Genomic DNA, 15223 nt, shown 5'->3' with positions numbered 1-15223 from the left:
ATGCAGCCGGCCTCCCAGCGGCCTTAAGGAGACTGACCATGGCCTGGAACGAACCCGGTAACGGGCAGCGTGATCCCTGGAACAGGAATCGCCCGCCTGGCAACAAGCCGGGGCTGGAAGACACCCTCAGGCAACTGCGCAACCGCTTCGGCAAACTGGGCGGCGGCGCCGGCGGCATCTTCACCATCCTGCTGGCCTTCCTGATCGTCTGGATCGCCATGAGCAGCTTCACCATCGTGGATGCGCGCCAGGCCGGTGTGGTGCTGCGCTTCGGTCAGTTCTCGCGCACGCTGCAGCCCGGCTTCCACCTGAAGTTCCCCAGCCCCATCGAAACGGTGACCAAGGTCGGCACCACGGAAATCCGCTCCGTGTCCGACAAGGTGCGCATGCTGACCAGCGACGAGAACATCATCTCGGTCGATTTCAACGTGCAGTACCAGGTGTCGAACGCGCGCAAGTTCCTCTTTTCGCTGAGCGGTCCGCCGGAAGACACGCTGCGCCAGGCGGCCGAAGCTGCCGTGCGCACGGTGGTGGGCGCCAACGTGATGGACAACATCCTCACCAGCCAGGGCGAGGGCGAAGCCATCGCGCCTGCGCCTGCCAGCAGCGCAGCCGTCGCCTCGTCCGTGACCACGCCGGCGCCCGTGCCGGCTGCCGTCAAGGCGCAGACGCGCGACACTCTGCAGCAGCAGACGCGCGAAATCCTGCAGGCCACGCTGGATGAATACGACGCAGGTCTCGTCGTCACCGATGTGAGCTTCCAGAACGTCGCTCCGCCGCAGGAAGTGAAGGACGCCTTCGACGACGTCAACGCCGCGCGCGAAGACAAGCAGGGCACCGAGAACAACGCGCGTGCCTACGCCAGCCAGGTCGTGCCGGTGGCGCGCGGCGACGCGGCGCGCATTTCCGCCGAAGCCCAGGGTTATGCCGCCGCACGCGTGGCCACCGCCACCGGCGATGCCTCGCGCTTCAACCTCATCCTCAAGGAATACAAGGCCGCGCCGGACGTCACCCGCCGCCGCCTGTGGCTGGAAACCGTCGAGGACGTGATGTCGAACAATCCCAAGGTGCTCGATGGCTCCGGCGGCCGCAACATGATCTACCTGCCGCTCGACCGCGCTTCCGGCAAGGACATCCAGGGCGTGGGCTCGGTGATGCAATCGGCCGGCAGCGACAGCAACCTCGGCGGCAAGGAGAAGCAGCCATGAAGTTCGGCGCAGCCATCATCGCCCTGCTGATCGTCCTGCTCGGCTTCAACAGCCTGTTCGTGGTGCGCGAGGGGCAGACCGCACTCGTGCTGCAGTTCGGCCGCATCGTGCGCACCGGCGACCAGCCCGGCCTGCACGCCAAGCTGCCGTTCATCCAGCAGGTGATGACGTTCGACAACCGCGTCCTCACGCTGGAAGCGCCGCCCGAGCGTTACTTCACTTCGGAAAAGAAGAGCGTCAACGTCGACTTCTACGTGAAGTGGCGCATTGCCGACAACGCCGCGTATTACCGCGCCACCGCCGGCGACGAACTGCAGGCGGCCAACCGCCTCACGCCCATCGTGAAGGACGCGCTGCGTTTCGAGTTCAACGGCCGCACCTTGCAGGAACTGGTGTCCGCCGGCCGCAAGGACGTCACCGAGCGCGTGCGCAAGCAGACCGACGTGGCGGCCCGCAAGAACCTGGGCATTGCCGTGGTCGACGTGCGCATCAAGCGCATCGACCTGCCGGACGAAGTGAGCGAGTCGGTCTACAAGCGCATGCGCGCGGAACGTTCGCAGCTCGCCAACGAATTGCGTTACACCGGCCAGCAGGCCGCCGAAACCATCAAGGCCGACGCCGATCGTCAGGCGCAGGTGGTCAAGGCCGAAGCCGAGCGCGATGCCGCCAAGGTGAAGGGCGAGGGCGACGCGCAGGCCGCGGCGATCTACGCGCAGGCTTACGGTCAGGATCCCGAATTCTTCGCGTTTTATCGAAGCCTCGCCGCGTACCGTACGTCGTTCAAGGACGGCAAGGGCGTGCTGATGCTCAAGCCGGACTCGGAGTTCCTGAAGTATTTCAACGACGGCGCATCGTCCAGGCATTGAGTGGTAAGGGGCGATGTCGAGTGAATTGGCAGGCGCGCTGTGCCTGGTGCTGGTGATCGAAGGGCTGGTGCTGTTTGCCGCGCCGCGCGGGTGGCAAGCCACCATGCGCGAGGCAGCCAACATGAGCCCGCGCACGCTGCGCCTGTTTGGCGCAGCGGCGATCGGCATCGGGCTCGTGGCCTTGCGGTTGGTGCATTGAATTAACGCGGCGATGGGCCGTTCAACCCATCGGGAACCGCCACGGTTTCCTCACCGTCATCCCGGCAAAAGCCGGGATCCAGTGACTTTGAAGACGCTGGATTCCAGCGTTCGCTGGAATGACGAGCTGGGGTTTTGCCGAACTGATTTCGCGCCCCTCGGGGCACCTCATTCTTCAAATTGACGAGAGCAACATCATCATGGGCAAGTCAGTAGTCATCCTTGGTGCTCAGTGGGGCGACGAAGGCAAGGGCAAGATCGTCGACCTGCTGACCGAACAGGTCAGCGCCGTCGCTCGCTTCCAGGGCGGTCACAACGCCGGCCACACGCTGGTCATCGGCGGCAAGAAGACCGTGCTGCATCTGATCCCGTCGGGCATTCTGCGCGACGACGCGCTGTGCCTGATCGGCAACGGCGTGGTGCTGTCGCCGCAGGCGCTCAAGCAGGAAATCGAAGAACTCGAAGCGCAGGGCGTGGAAGTGCGTTCGCGCCTGAAGATCAGCCCGGCCACGCCGCTGATCATGCCGTACCACATTGCCGTCGATAAGGCGCGCGAAATCGCCGCCGGCAAGAGCGCCATCGGCACCACCGGTCGCGGCATCGGCCCGGCATACGAAGACAAGGTGGCACGCCGCAGCGTGCGCGTCGCCGACCTGATGTACCCGCACGAGCTGCCCGAGAAGATCAAGGCGGCGGTGGAATACCACAACTTCATCCTTACTCAGTGGCTGAAGGCCGAGCCGGTCGATTTCCAGACCGTGCTGGACGATGCGCTGGCCTATGGCGAATTCATCCGCCCGATGGTCGACGACGTTGCCACCATCCTGCACGACGTGCGCAAGGAAGGCGGTCACATCCTGTATGAAGGCGCGCAGGGCGCGCTGCTCGACATCGATCACGGCACCTATCCGTACGTAACCTCGTCCAACACCACCGTGGGTGGCGCACTCGCCGGCACCGGCGTTGGCGCGGGCGACATCGACTACGTGCTGGGCATCTGCAAGGCGTACGCCACGCGCGTGGGCGGCGGTCCGTTCCCGACCGAACTCGAAGACGAGATGGGCGAGCGCCTGCGCAAGGTCGGCAACGAGTTCGGCGCAAGCACCGGTCGTCCGCGTCGCTGCGGCTGGATCGACCTCGTTGCGCTCAAGCGCGCCGTGCAGATCAACGGCATCAACGGCCTGGCCATCACCAAGCTCGACGTGCTCGACGGCCTGCCGACCATCAAGGTCTGTATCGCGTACGAATACCGCGGTAAGCGCCGCGAACTGGCCCCGCTCGATGCGGACGGCTGGGCCGAGTGCAAGCCCGTGTACCTGGAATTCCCGGGTTGGGACGAATCCACCGCCGGCATCCGCGAGTGGGACAAGCTGCCCGCCGCCGCCCGCGCCTACCTGCGCGCGGTGGAAGAACTCTCCGGCTGCAAGCTGTCGCTCGTCGCCACCGGCGCCGACCGTGACGACACCATCGTGCTGGACGATCCGTTCGCCTGATCGATCCGGTGTGCGATTAAAAAAAGCCCCGCCATGTGCGGGGCTTTTTTGTGTCGATGCCATGCGCGGAAGTTCGGCAGGAGACGGTGCTATCCAGGAGAGCGACTCATCGGCCTGGACAGCCCGTTTCCACGTTCGTCGTGTCCTCGTCTTCTTCATCGTTCGCTGCCTTGAGCGTGAACACCCGGCCGTCGTCCATCTTCAACTCGCCCTCGTCGATCTGCTCGTTGTCGGCATCGACGGTGGTGAACACGGCGGTGACCACGCCGGAGCCTGAGTGCCCCTTGATGCGGAAGGCGAAGGAGTTCTCGCGCGGATCATTGTTGGTGCCCACGAAATCGAGCGAGGCGCTTTCGATGGTGCCGATGCAACGCTGGATGATCGGCTGCTCGTTCATCGCCGTGGTCGCCTGCTCCGAAAACGCCTTCCAGCCGAAGTGATAGATCAGATACATCCCCGCGCCGATCAGCAATGCGAGCGTGACCATCACGCCGATGAGAATACCCGCCCACAAGGGAAGTCGACGCTTGCGCGTTGGCAACGGCGGCGTTCGCTGCGGAATGGGCGGCGGTTGGGGGAAGGGCGCGGGTCCGTGCATGGCGACGCTGTCTTTGCTGGGCGAAGGGATGGTGAGCGAACGGCGCAGACCGAGCGTCGTTGGCTACTGTCGCCTTAGCGTAGCCGTGCATGCCATGCACGGGCAGGGGCGTCGTCTCAAAGTGTCGTCGGGGCTTCACGGCGCGCTGCGGTGCCGGAAGAGTGTCGAGGCGCCGAGCGAGTCATCAGGCGCCGATGTGATGCAAAGGCGGCGGGCCTGCACGGCCCGCCGCAGACTGGGTTACCGACCCAGATCGCTAAGGAAGCGCTTCGTGTACTGCAGCGGCGTGCTGGACGGCACGGAGTTGCAGGTGGCCGAGGCGTAGCTCTGGTTGCACGGTGTGTCGCGGTCGAGCGACCAGAAGTGGATGCCGGCAAGACCGTTCGCCACGGCATAGGTGGTGATGGTGTCGGCATTGGCGATGCTGAAGTTTTCACTGGTGGCATCGTTCATGCCGATCATTGGCGTGATCTCGATCTTGTTCGGCGAGATGCCGTACGTGTGTTCGAGGTTCTTCACTGCCTGGATGGCCGACTGGCCCATGTCGCAGCTGCTGCCCGACACCACGCACAGATACGAGGCGGCGGACGAGCCGTAGTCCATCGTCATCAGGTTGATGGTGTAGTTGGTGAGCGAGGAGGCCTTGATGGCCCTCACCACCATGTCGCCCAGGCTGTTCACGCCGCCATAGCTGCCATCCGATGCACCCAGCGTGGCGAGCGTGAAGGAGAAGCGCAGGTTGGGATACAGCGACTGGCCGTACACCGCAGCGGCGACGAGGTTGTTGATCGTTGTCTGCGACTGGCCGCCTTCGATATCGAAGTCCACGCCCACCATTTTTGGCGACATGTAGCGCGAGAGGAAGGTGGCGAAGTTCGCCGTACTGCCGCAGGTGAAGCTGCCTGCCTGCCCGCCGGTGGAGACAATGTAGGACACGCCGGCGTTGGAGAGCGCAGAGATATTCGCGTTGGCGAAACTCGCGCCCGGGATGCCGCCCCAGTTTTCGCTGCCGCATTCGCCGGTGGCGAAGGCAAGCGTGATCGCGCCGAGGTTGGTCACGTAGTTGGACTTGAGGCTGCCGCTGCCCACCACCGGAATCGACGAGCCGGTGGCCGCCGCGGTTTGCATGACATTGGTGTTCCAGTTGAGGTTGATGGTCACGTCCTTGTACGGACTGAACACCAGGTTCGAGCCGGTGCCGGGCGGGTTGGTCGGGCCCGTGCCACCACCGCCTGTACCACCGCCGCCGGTACCACCACCGCCGGTGCCACCACCGCCGGTGCCGCCGCCACCCGTGCCGCCACCACCGGAAGAACCGCCCGTACAGGCACCTTGCGACGTCCATGGCTGGCCCGAGCCGGCGCCACCGTTGTTGGTGGCCGGGTCATTGCCTTGCGTCCACCAGTTGGCGACGTAGTTGGTGCCGTTCTCGCTGGCGGTCATGCCGCCGGTATAGACGGCCGTGGCGCTCCACGCCGCCGCGCAGGTGGCTTGGGCGTGAACCGCCTGCACCGGGGCTAGCGTCATCAGGCTCATGGCCATGGCGCCACCTGCGGTGGTGCCAATCGCGTTGAGTGCCGTGCGTAACCAAACAACCGACTTCTTCAAGTGCATGGAAGCGTCTCCTGGTTGTGTTGCATCACTGAGGCGGAATGGTTCCCTGGCGACTGGCCGGTATCCGTACGGCAGCGGGCGTCCCCTTGCATCCGTGCATGCGATGACTTGCCGGAGTCATCACGAGGTCATTTCGTGTCCACTCTTGACAACGTTGTCCTCAAAGAGCGGGGCAAACTGTGATCGCCGTTGTGAAAACGGAACGCCAATGACGTCGATATGGACGGATGGCTATATGCCGCCAAGTCACGTGTTTTTCGTGCATTGCAGCGAATCAAAGAGGGATCTTCCCGCGAAATATGGCCGTATCGAATGGTGCGATGCGACTAGACCGATTCAGACGTCTGGATGTCCTCGCAAAATTCGCGAGACTTTCCTGACAACGTTGTCTATCAGTGAAGGCGGCAGGCTATGGCGCAAAAAAAGGCCCCTTGCGGGGCCTTTTTTTCCAAACGGGGCGGAGCGTGTTACGCCACGTTCGGCTCACTGAACGCTTCGATCTCGCCCTTGAACGCTTCCACCGGTACGCAGCTGCAGAACACGTTCTTGTCGCCGTAGACATTGTCCACGCGCGCCACCGGCGACCAGTACTTCTGGAACTTCAGGCTGGGCAGCGGGAAGGCGGCCAGTTCGCGGGTGTAGGCGTGGGTCCACTCGGAAGCCGACACCATCACGGCGGTGTGCGGCGCGTGCTTGAGCGGGTTGTCCTCGCGGTCGAGCTTGCCTTCGTCCACGGCGCGGATTTCGTCGCGGATCTGGATCATGGCGTCGATGAAGCGATCCAGCTCGTACTGCGATTCGCTTTCGGTCGGCTCGACCATCAGCGTGCCGGCCACCGGGAAGCTCAGCGTGGGTGCGTGGAAGCCGAAGTCGATGAGACGCTTGGCCACGTCTTCCGCACCGATGCCGGTGGCGTCCTTGAGCGGGCGCAGGTCGAGAATGCACTCGTGCGCCACCAGGCCGTTGCGGCCGGTGTAGAGCGTCTCGTAATGCGGCGCCAGGCGCTTGGCGATGTAGTTGGCGTTGAGCAGTGCCACCTGCGTGGCGCGACGCAGGCCGGCGTTGCCCATCATGGTGATGTACATCCAGCTGATCGGCAGGATCGAAGCCGAGCCGTAGCTTGCCGCGGAAACCATGCCTACGGTGCTTTCAGCACCGTAGGTCCCTGGCAGGAAGGGCGCGAGATGCGACTTCACTGCGCACGGACCCACACCCGGGCCACCACCGCCATGCGGAATGCAGAAGGTCTTGTGCAGGTTCAGATGCGAGACGTCCGAACCCCACTTGCCCGGCTTGGCCACGCCAACCAGCGCATTCATGTTGGCGCCGTCGGTGTACACCTGGCCGCCGTGCGCGTGCACGATCTCGCAGATCTTGACGATGTCCTCCTCGAACACGCCATGCGTGGACGGGTAGGTGATCATCAGCGCGGCCAGGCGGCCGCTGAACTTCTCGGCGGCGCGCTGGATGTCTTCCACGTCCACGTTGCCGTTCGCGTCGCACTTGGTCACCACCACCTGCATGCCGCACATCTGCGCGGAAGCGGGGTTGGTGCCGTGGGCGGATTCCGGAATCAGGCAGATGTCGCGATGGCCTTCGCCGCGCGAGCGGTGATAGGCGCGAATGGCCAGCAGGCCGGCGTATTCGCCCTGCGCACCGGAGTTCGGCTGCAGGCTCACGGCGTCATAGCCGGTGCACTCCACCAGCATTGCTTCCAGCTCATCGATGAGCTGCTTGTAGCCGGTGGCCTGATCGGCCGGGGCCAGCGGATGGATGTTGCCGAATTCCGGCCACGTCACCGGGATCATCTCGGCGGTGGCGTTGAGCTTCATGGTGCAGCTGCCCAGCGGGATCATGGTGCGATCCATCGCCAGGTCCTTGTCGGCCAGCGAACGCATGTAGCGCAGCAGCTCGTGCTCGCTGTGGTGCGTGTTGAACGCCGGGTGCGTCATGAACTTGGTGGCGCGGGCGAGACCGGCGGGCAGGGCGTCGTTGGTCTTCGCATCCAGCGCGTCGATGTCGGCGATGTTCGCGCCGAACAGTGCGGCCACGGCGATGACGTCCGCGCGCGTGGTGGTTTCGTCGAGGCTGATGCCGACGCTCTTGCCATCGATCTGGCGCAGGTTGATGCCGGCAGCCTTGGCCTTCGCATGGATGGCGGCGGCGTCGACGTTGACCACGTGCAGCGTGTCGAAGAAATCCGGACCGACAGTGACGCCCGCATCACGCAGTGCGCTGGCGAGGATCGCAGCGAGGCGATGCGTACGGCGCGCAATGCGCACCAGGCCATCCGGGCCGTGATACACGGCGTACATGCTCGCCATCACGGCCAGCAGCACCTGCGCGGTACAGATGTTGGAAGTGGCCTTCTCGCGGCGGATATGCTGTTCGCGCGTCTGCAGCGTGAGGCGATAAGCCGGCTTGCCTTCGGCATCGATGGAGACGCCGATCAGGCGACCCGGCATCGAGCGCTTGTAGCTGTCGCGGCAAGCCATGAAGGCGGCATGCGGGCCGCCGAAGCCGAACGGCACGCCGAAGCGCTGCGTGTTGCCGACCACGATGTCCGCGCCCCATTCGCCCGGCGAGGCGATCACAGTGAGCGCGAGCAGATCGGTGGCCACGCACACCACGCCATGGCGCTTGTGCACGGCATCGGCCAGCGCCTTGTAGTCGTTGATCTGGCCGAAGGTGTTGGGGTATTGCAGCAGCACGCCGTAGCTGTCGACGCTGATGGCTTCGCTGTCGTCGCCGATGTGCAGGTCGATGCCCATCGCCTCGGCGCGGGTCTTGATCACTTCCAGCGTCTGCGGATGCACGGCGTTGGACACGAAGAACACGTTGCTCTTGGACTTGGCCGAACGCTTCGCCAGCGTCATCGCTTCGGCGGCGGCCGTGCCTTCATCGAGCAGGGAGGCGTTGGCGATCTCCATGCCGGTGAGGTCGGCGCACATGGTCTGGAAGTTGATCAGCGCTTCCATGCGACCCTGCGAGATTTCCGCCTGGTACGGCGTATAGGCCGTGTACCACGCCGGGTTCTCCAGGATGTTGCGCAGGATGACGTTCGGCGTGTGCGTGCCGTAGTAGCCCTGGCCGATGAAGCTCTTGAACACCTGGTTCTTGTCGGCGATGGCGCGGATCTTGGCCAGCGCTTCCACTTCGGTGATCGGCGCGGGCAGAGCGAGCGGCGCCGGCGACTTGATCTTGCCCGGCACGATGGCGTCGGTCATCGCTTCCAGCGAGTCGTAGCCGACCACGCCCAGCATAGTGGCGATTTCCGCGTCGTTGGGGCCGATGTGACGCTCGATGAAGGCGTCGTGGTGCTCGAGGTCGCGCAGGGAAGGGTTGGCGTTCTGACTCATGGCAGGGGCGTCCGAAAGAAACGTGCAAGCCGCACGCGAAGCGCCCCTCTGTCCTTTTGCCTGAGAGTTTGGAAGCGGCGGCTCAACGAGCCTTGGCTTCGTGCCCCTTCGGCGCCGGATTCAACCGGTCTCTCCAGAGTGTTCGTGCGGGTGATGGTCTGGGGCCTGAGCGATTACGGGCGTTGCGCCTTCGGCAGCGGCTCGCGCCGCTTCTCCCACCACACGCTAAACGGTGATTATAAGGTGCCTTGGGCGGGAATGCCTCCCCCATCGCCGGGCGCGTCAGGCCCGCTGCGGCGCATGTCTCAAACCGCCTAAGATGAAAGGCCGCCCCACGGAGCCCCGCCATGTCCCAACCCCCATTCCAACTGGCCCGGATCGACCACGTGGTGCTGCGCGTGCGCGACCCCGAGGCCATGCGGCGCTTCTATTGCGAGGTGCTGGGCTGTCGAGAGGAGCGTCGCCAGGACGAGATCGGCCTGATCCAGCTGCGCGCCGGCGATTCGCTGATCGACCTGGTGGGCCTGGACGGCAAGCTGGGCCGCCTGGGCGGCGCCGGCCCCGGCAGGGAAGGCCACAACATGGATCACCTGTGCCTGCAAGTGGAGAACTACGACGAGGCCGCCATCGTGGCGCACCTCAAGGCGCACGGCGTGCGCGTGGGCGACATCGGCTCGCGCTACGGGGCGAAGGGCGAGGGGCCATCGATCTACCTGTACGACCCGCAGGGGAACATGGTGGAGTTGAAGGGACCGCCGCACGGCGTGGCCGGTTGAGGGCTATCGCTTCGCGGTTGGCGTTTCTTCGTCTCGAACGCTAGGCACTGGATTCCGGCTTTCGCCGGAATGACGTGAGGGAAAGGCAGCGCCATCTCTCGTAAAACGCTGCATCCAAAGTCGCCGCAAACTTCCTACCCGTCATTCCGGCGAAAGCCGGAATCCAGCGCCTCTGCTCACCGCACGAAGCAACCACCTAGCCTTGTGGCACGCCCGTCATATCCGGCAGGTGATGCGCAATGCCCTTGTGGCAGTCGATGCAGGTCTTCTCGCCCGTGCCCAGCCAGCGTTTGTGGATTTCCGCCGCGCGCGCGGATTGGCGCGTGAGGTCCATCGACACGTAGTTGTGGCAGTTGCGGCATTCGAGCGAATCGTTGGCTTTCAGTCGCGCCCATTCGTGCTCGGCCAGTTCCAGCCGGTGGTCGAGAAATTTTTCGCGGGTATTCACCGTGCCGAAAAGCTTGCCCCAGACTTCCTTGGACGCCTGCATTTTGCGCGCGATCTTGTCGGTCCACTGATGCGGTACGTGGCAATCCGGGCAGGTGGCGCGCACGCCGGAACGATTTGTGTAGTGGATGGTGGTCTTCAGTTCCTGGAACACGTTGTCGCGCATCTCGTGGCAACCCGTGCAGAACGCTTCGGTGTTGGTCATCTCCAGGCCCGTATTGAACGCGCCCCAGAACAGTACGCCGGCGATGAAGCCGCCCAGCGTGAGAAAGCCCAGGCTGTAGTGGATGCTCGGGCGGCGGATCGTCCGCCACAACGCGACGAGCCACTGCTTGAGTCGTGGCCACATGGTCAGTTCGCCTTCTTCTCGGACGACTCGGCTTGCTCGGACAGGATGGTGTCGATGTCCTTGAAGGTGTTGGCGACGAGCGGCTTGGCGTCGGTCTGCACCACGTGGCACTGGTTGCAGAAGTAACGGCGCGGCGAAATGGTGGCGAGGAACTGGTCGTTGCGATCCATGTAGTGGGTGACGCTCACTGGCGGCGCCTGGAACTTGTCCGCATTGGCGCGCGCGTGGCAGAGCAGGCAGCGGTTGGAGTTCTTGTCGATCTGGTAGTTGTCGATGGAATGCGGAATCGTCGGCGGCTGCATCGGATACGCGCGATTGCGCTTGATATCCGCGTTCTCCACATGCGCCATCAATGGTGGAGCGATCTCCTGATTCACCGGTGCGCCACGACGGATGCCGTCGATCTGGTCGCCCGCAGGCACGGGCTCCGCTGTACTGGCGATGGCCGCTGGCGTGCTTGCCTGCGGGGCAACCGCGAGTGGCTCGGGTGCGGGCGATGACTTCCTGCCCACGGCAAACCCAACGGCCACCGCGACCAGCATCACCAGCACAAGGATGAGGTTGAGCGGCTTGTCTCGCATCGCTGTCTCTCCTAGACGGCCACGACTTTGACCGCGCACTTCTTGTAGTCGGTCTGCTTGGAGATCGGATCGGTGGCGTCCAGCGTCACCTTATTGATGAGCTGGCCGGCGTCGAACCACGGCACGAACACCAGTCCTTGCGGCGGACGGTTGCGGCCACGCGTTTCCACGCGCGAACGCATTTCGCCACGACGCGAGATCACCTTCACTTCGTCGCCGCGCTTGAGTCCGCGCGAGCGGGCGTCGTCCGGGTTCATGAAGACCACGGCCTCCGGCACGGCGCGATACAACTCCGGCACGCGCATGGTCATCGAGCCCGAATGCCAATGTTCCAGCACGCGACCGGTGGACAACCACAGGTCGTATTCCTTGTCCGGCATCTCGGGCGGTGCCTCATAGGGCAGGGCCCAGATCACCGCACGCCCGTCGGGATTGCCGTAGAACTGGAACTCCGTGCCGGCCTTCACGTACGGGTCGGAACCTTCGCGATAACGCCAGCGCGTTTCCTTGCCGTCGACCACGGGCCAGCGCAAGCCGCGTGCCTGGTGATAGGCATCGAACGGCGCAAGATCGTGTCCATGGCCGCGTCCGAACGCGGCGTATTCCTCGAACAAACCCTTCTGCACGTAGAACCCGAAGGCGGCGGCTTCGTCGTTGTCGTAGCCTGCTTCCATCTCCGTGGTGGGGAACTTGTCCACGTTGCCGTTGCGGTACAGCACGTCGAACAGCGTCTTACCCTTGAACTGCGGATTGGCGGCGAGGATGTCTGCGGGCCAGCATTCGTCGGTGGTGAAGCGCTTGGAAAATTCCATCAGCTGCCACAGGTCCGAACGCGCCTGTCCCGGCGCCTTCACCAGCTGGTGCCAGAACTGCGTGCGCCGCTCGGCGTTGCCGTAGGCGCCTTCTTTCTCCACCCACATGGCGGCGGGAAGAATGAGGTCCGCCGATTGCGCGGTGACGGTGGGATAGGCATCGGACACCACGATGAAATTGCGCGGATCGCGATAACCGAGGTACGTCTCCTGCATCAGGTTCGCGCCGGCCTGCACGTTGTTGTTCACCTGCACCCAATACGCGTTGAGCAGGCCATCGCGCAGCTTGCGGTTCTGTTCCACCGCGTGGAAGCCGGGCTTGGGCTGGATGATGCCGTGCGGGATCTTCCAGATTTCCTCGGCATGTTTGCGATGCTCGGGATTGGTCACCACCATGTCGGCGGGCAGGCGATGACTGAAGGTGCCCACTTCGCGCGCCGTGCCGCAGGCCGAGGGCTGGCCCGTCAGCGAGAACGGGCTGTTGCCGGGCGTGGAGATCTTTCCGGTCAGCAGGTGCAGGTTGTAGACCATGTTGTTGGCCCACACACCGCGCGTGTGCTGGTTGAAGCCCATGGTCCAGAACGACACCACCTTGGTGTTCGGGTTCGCGTAGAGCTCGGCCAGCTGTTCCAGCCAGCCTTTCTCCACGCCGGTCATTTCCACGGCTTTTTCCAGCGTGTACGGCGCCACGAACGCCGCGAACTGCTCGAAGTCGATCGGCTCGCTGGCGTTGGGGTCCTTGGCGTTCTTGGCCTTTTCCTCCAGCGGGTTGTCCGGGCGCAGGCCGTAGCCTATGTCGGTGACGCCGCGCTTGAACGTGGTGTGTTTGGTGACGAAATCCTTGTTGACGCGGCCGGTCTTGATGATGTGGTTGGCGATGTAGTTGAGGATCACCAGATCCGTCTGCGGCGTGAACACGATGGGAATGTCGGCCAGTTCGAAACTGCGGTGCTCGAACGTCGACAGCACCGCCACCTTGACGTTGGGATTGGACAGGCGCCGGTCCGTGACGCGCGTCCACAGGATGGGATGCATCTCCGCCATGTTCGAGCCCCACAGCACGAATGCATCGGCGGCTTCGATGTCGTCGTAGCAACCCATCGGCTCGTCCATGCCGAACGTACGCATGAAGCCCATCACCGCGGAGGCCATGCAGTGGCGCGCGTTGGGATCGAGGTTGTTGCTGCGGAAGCCGCCCTTGAACAGCTTGTTGGCGGCGTAGCCTTCCCACACCGTCCATTGCCCGGAACCGAACATGCCGATGGCTTGCGGTCCTTTCTCTTTGAGCACGCGCTTGAACTGCTCCGCCATCACGTCGAAGGCCTCGTCCCACGAGACCTCGGTGAACGTGCCGTCCTTCGCGTACACGCCGTTCTTCTTGCGCAGCATGGGCGCGGTGAGGCGATCCGCGCCGTACATGATCTTCGAAAGGAAATAGCCCTTCACGCAGTTGATGCCGCGATTCACTTCGGCCAGCTGATCGCCGTGCGTCGCCACCACGCGGCCATCCTTCACCGCCACGTTGACACCGCAACCCGTGCCGCAGAAGCGGCAGGGCGCCTTGCTCCACTTCAGCTGGACCATGTCGCCTTCCAGCAGGATGTTGGTGGCGCTGGCCGGCAGGGCCAGCCCGGCGACGTTCGCGGCGACCGCCACGGCCGTGTTGCGGATGAATTCCCTGCGCGTCATGGACAAGCTCATGCGTCGGCTCCCTGCGCTGCTGCACCCAAAGCCACCCGCTCGTTCATCACGGCGTGAGGCTCCACGTGGTGGTAGATCAACGACACGTTGATGACGCCGGGCAGCGCTTCCATCGCCTCGATGTGATCCATCACCGCGTGTTGGCTGTCCGTTTCGCACACCATCACGCAGCGGCAGTCGCCCTGGATGGCGATGTCCAAGGTGTCGAGACTTTCGGCGAAGGCTTTCAGCACGTCGACGGCATCGGGCCGATGCAACACGACCAGGCTGGAGATGTGATGTTCGTCCTTCATGACGTTCCCCCGCAGATGGGTCGCTCAGACGTGAGGCGGCCCGCTGACGAACATTTGCCAGAACCACACGGCGAAACCGTAGGCGGCCACAAACATGACCGATAGCACCGGGAACAGCACGAGCAACAGCAGGAAGGTGGTCCGTTCCTGTTTGCGGGTGTCGACGCCAGTTGTGGGTTCCACGCGCACCTCCTTCAGGCAGGACGGCTATATCCACATCTGCGCGTTAAGCTAGAACGGTCTTTCCCCGTGAAGGCTGATCTGGATCAGCCGGGCATTGCGGTAGGCGATGGTTCGCGAAACAACCCGAATCAAAGCATCCGCAGTGTACGCTTCATGTTTTTCCGCAGCGGTGAAAGCCGCGTGAATTTGCGAAAAAGGAACTTGGCATGGCAAACCGGACGTGGAAACCATATGCCCTGCGTGGCGTTCTGCTCGGCGCATGCATGGCCTTTGCAGCTCATGCCGCGGATGCTCCCGTCGCTGCCAACCCGGCAACCGTGCAATTGATTGCCGCGGGCAAGCCGGCGCTGTCATTGGATGCCAAGGCGCTGGCCGCCATGCCGCACGAAGAGGTGACGGCATCGGCGCACGACGAACCGGCCAGTCAATGGCGCGGCGTGAAACTGGAAGATGTGTTGGCGCAGGCCGGCGTGTCGCTCGACAAGCCGCTGCGTGGCAGGGCGCTGGCTTCGTTCGTACGCGTGACGGCGTCCGACAAATATCAGGTGGTGTTTGCGCTGTCCGATCTCGATCCCACGCTGGGCCACACGCAGGTGCTGCTGGTGGATGCGCGCGACGGCAAGGCGCTGGACAAGGACGGCCCGTTCCGTCTTCTCGTGCCGGGCGACAAGCGGCCGGCACGCTGGGTGCGCAGCGTCACCTCGATCGAAATCGTCGACGGCGGGACGACCGACCGTCCCTGAGG

At 64.0% G+C, this 15223-nt stretch carries 14 protein-coding genes and 1 riboswitch; of the genes, 6 read left to right on the top strand and 8 right to left on the bottom strand.

Annotation, left to right across the window (positions count from 1 at the left end):
* Window positions 1-38: 38 nt before the first annotated feature.
* The 4 genes from hflK to ABIC75_RS04300 all read left to right on the top strand — a co-directional run bounded on the left by hflK (window position 39) and on the right by ABIC75_RS04300 (window position 3765).
* Complete coding sequence (hflK, locus tag ABIC75_RS04315; protein WP_354012614.1) at window positions 39-1208, top strand: FtsH protease activity modulator HflK; 1170 nt, start codon at window positions 39-41, stop codon at window positions 1206-1208.
* Window positions 1205-2074, top strand: coding sequence for a protease modulator HflC (gene hflC / locus ABIC75_RS04310; protein ID WP_354012613.1), 870 nt, complete (start codon window positions 1205-1207; stop codon window positions 2072-2074). Before hflK ends, hflC begins: the two co-directional genes overlap by 4 nt.
* A gap of 13 nt (window positions 2075-2087) precedes the next feature.
* Window positions 2088-2273 (top strand): DUF2065 domain-containing protein, encoded by a 186-nt coding sequence (locus ABIC75_RS04305; protein WP_354012612.1) that lies wholly within the window; start codon window positions 2088-2090, stop codon window positions 2271-2273.
* A gap of 199 nt (window positions 2274-2472) precedes the next feature.
* Entirely contained in the window at window positions 2473-3765 is a 1293-nt protein-coding gene (locus ABIC75_RS04300; protein WP_354012611.1) for an adenylosuccinate synthase, read from the top strand.
* A gap of 106 nt (window positions 3766-3871) precedes the next feature.
* Here the strand turns inward: ABIC75_RS04300 and ABIC75_RS04295 are convergent, their stop codons facing one another.
* From ABIC75_RS04295 to gcvP, 3 genes are all read right to left on the bottom strand, one after another.
* Complete coding sequence (locus ABIC75_RS04295; protein ID WP_354012610.1) at window positions 3872-4363, bottom strand: hypothetical protein; 492 nt, start codon at window positions 4361-4363, stop codon at window positions 3872-3874.
* A gap of 240 nt (window positions 4364-4603) precedes the next feature.
* Window positions 4604-5977, bottom strand: a complete 1374-nt coding sequence (locus tag ABIC75_RS04290) for a carbohydrate-binding protein (protein ID WP_354012609.1) — start codon at window positions 5975-5977, stop codon at window positions 4604-4606.
* Window positions 5978-6444: 467 nt separating this feature from the next.
* Window positions 6445-9336 (bottom strand): aminomethyl-transferring glycine dehydrogenase, encoded by a 2892-nt coding sequence (gene gcvP / locus ABIC75_RS04285; protein ID WP_354012608.1) that lies wholly within the window; start codon window positions 9334-9336, stop codon window positions 6445-6447.
* Between the two features lie 38 nt (window positions 9337-9374).
* Window positions 9375-9483: riboswitch (glycine riboswitch) on the bottom strand.
* A 200-nt stretch (window positions 9484-9683) separates the two neighbouring features.
* On the opposite strand from gcvP, the gene ABIC75_RS04280 reads away from it, so the two are divergent.
* Complete coding sequence (locus tag ABIC75_RS04280) at window positions 9684-10112, top strand: VOC family protein (RefSeq protein WP_354012607.1); 429 nt, start codon at window positions 9684-9686, stop codon at window positions 10110-10112.
* 196 nt (window positions 10113-10308) lie between these two features.
* On the opposite strand, the gene ABIC75_RS04275 is transcribed toward ABIC75_RS04280, so the two are convergent.
* The 5 genes from ABIC75_RS04275 to ABIC75_RS04255 are packed head-to-tail and all read right to left on the bottom strand — an operon-like array spanning window position 10309 to window position 14478.
* Window positions 10309-10908 (bottom strand): cytochrome c3 family protein, encoded by a 600-nt coding sequence (locus ABIC75_RS04275; RefSeq protein WP_354012606.1) that lies wholly within the window; start codon window positions 10906-10908, stop codon window positions 10309-10311.
* Between the two features lie 2 nt (window positions 10909-10910).
* On the bottom strand, window positions 10911-11489 hold the full coding sequence (locus ABIC75_RS04270) for a nitrate reductase cytochrome c-type subunit (protein WP_354012605.1): 579 nt from the start codon (window positions 11487-11489) through the stop codon (window positions 10911-10913).
* Window positions 11490-11500: 11 nt separating this feature from the next.
* On the bottom strand, window positions 11501-14002 hold the full coding sequence (gene napA / locus ABIC75_RS04265) for a periplasmic nitrate reductase subunit alpha (protein WP_354012604.1): 2502 nt from the start codon (window positions 14000-14002) through the stop codon (window positions 11501-11503).
* Window positions 13999-14295: a chaperone NapD gene (locus ABIC75_RS04260; protein ID WP_354012603.1), complete on the bottom strand. Its 297-nt coding sequence runs from the start codon at window positions 14293-14295 to the stop codon at window positions 13999-14001. The genes napA and ABIC75_RS04260 overlap by 4 nt, the downstream gene beginning before the upstream one ends.
* 24 nt (window positions 14296-14319) lie before the next feature.
* Window positions 14320-14478: a nitrate reductase gene (locus tag ABIC75_RS04255; protein WP_354012602.1), complete on the bottom strand. Its 159-nt coding sequence runs from the start codon at window positions 14476-14478 to the stop codon at window positions 14320-14322.
* 206 nt (window positions 14479-14684) lie between these two features.
* Here ABIC75_RS04255 and ABIC75_RS04250 point away from each other — a divergent pair, with 206 nt between their 5' ends.
* Window positions 14685-15221, top strand: a complete 537-nt coding sequence (locus tag ABIC75_RS04250) for a molybdopterin-dependent oxidoreductase (RefSeq protein ID WP_354012601.1) — start codon at window positions 14685-14687, stop codon at window positions 15219-15221.
* Window positions 15222-15223: the final 2 nt, after the last annotated feature.

The sequence above is a fragment of the Dyella japonica genome (assembly GCF_040545895.1).
GTDB lineage: Bacteria > Pseudomonadota > Gammaproteobacteria > Xanthomonadales > Rhodanobacteraceae > Dyella > Dyella japonica_D.
The sequence above is the reverse complement of the archived record's forward strand: the minus strand, read 5'-3'. Positions and strand labels throughout refer to the sequence as shown.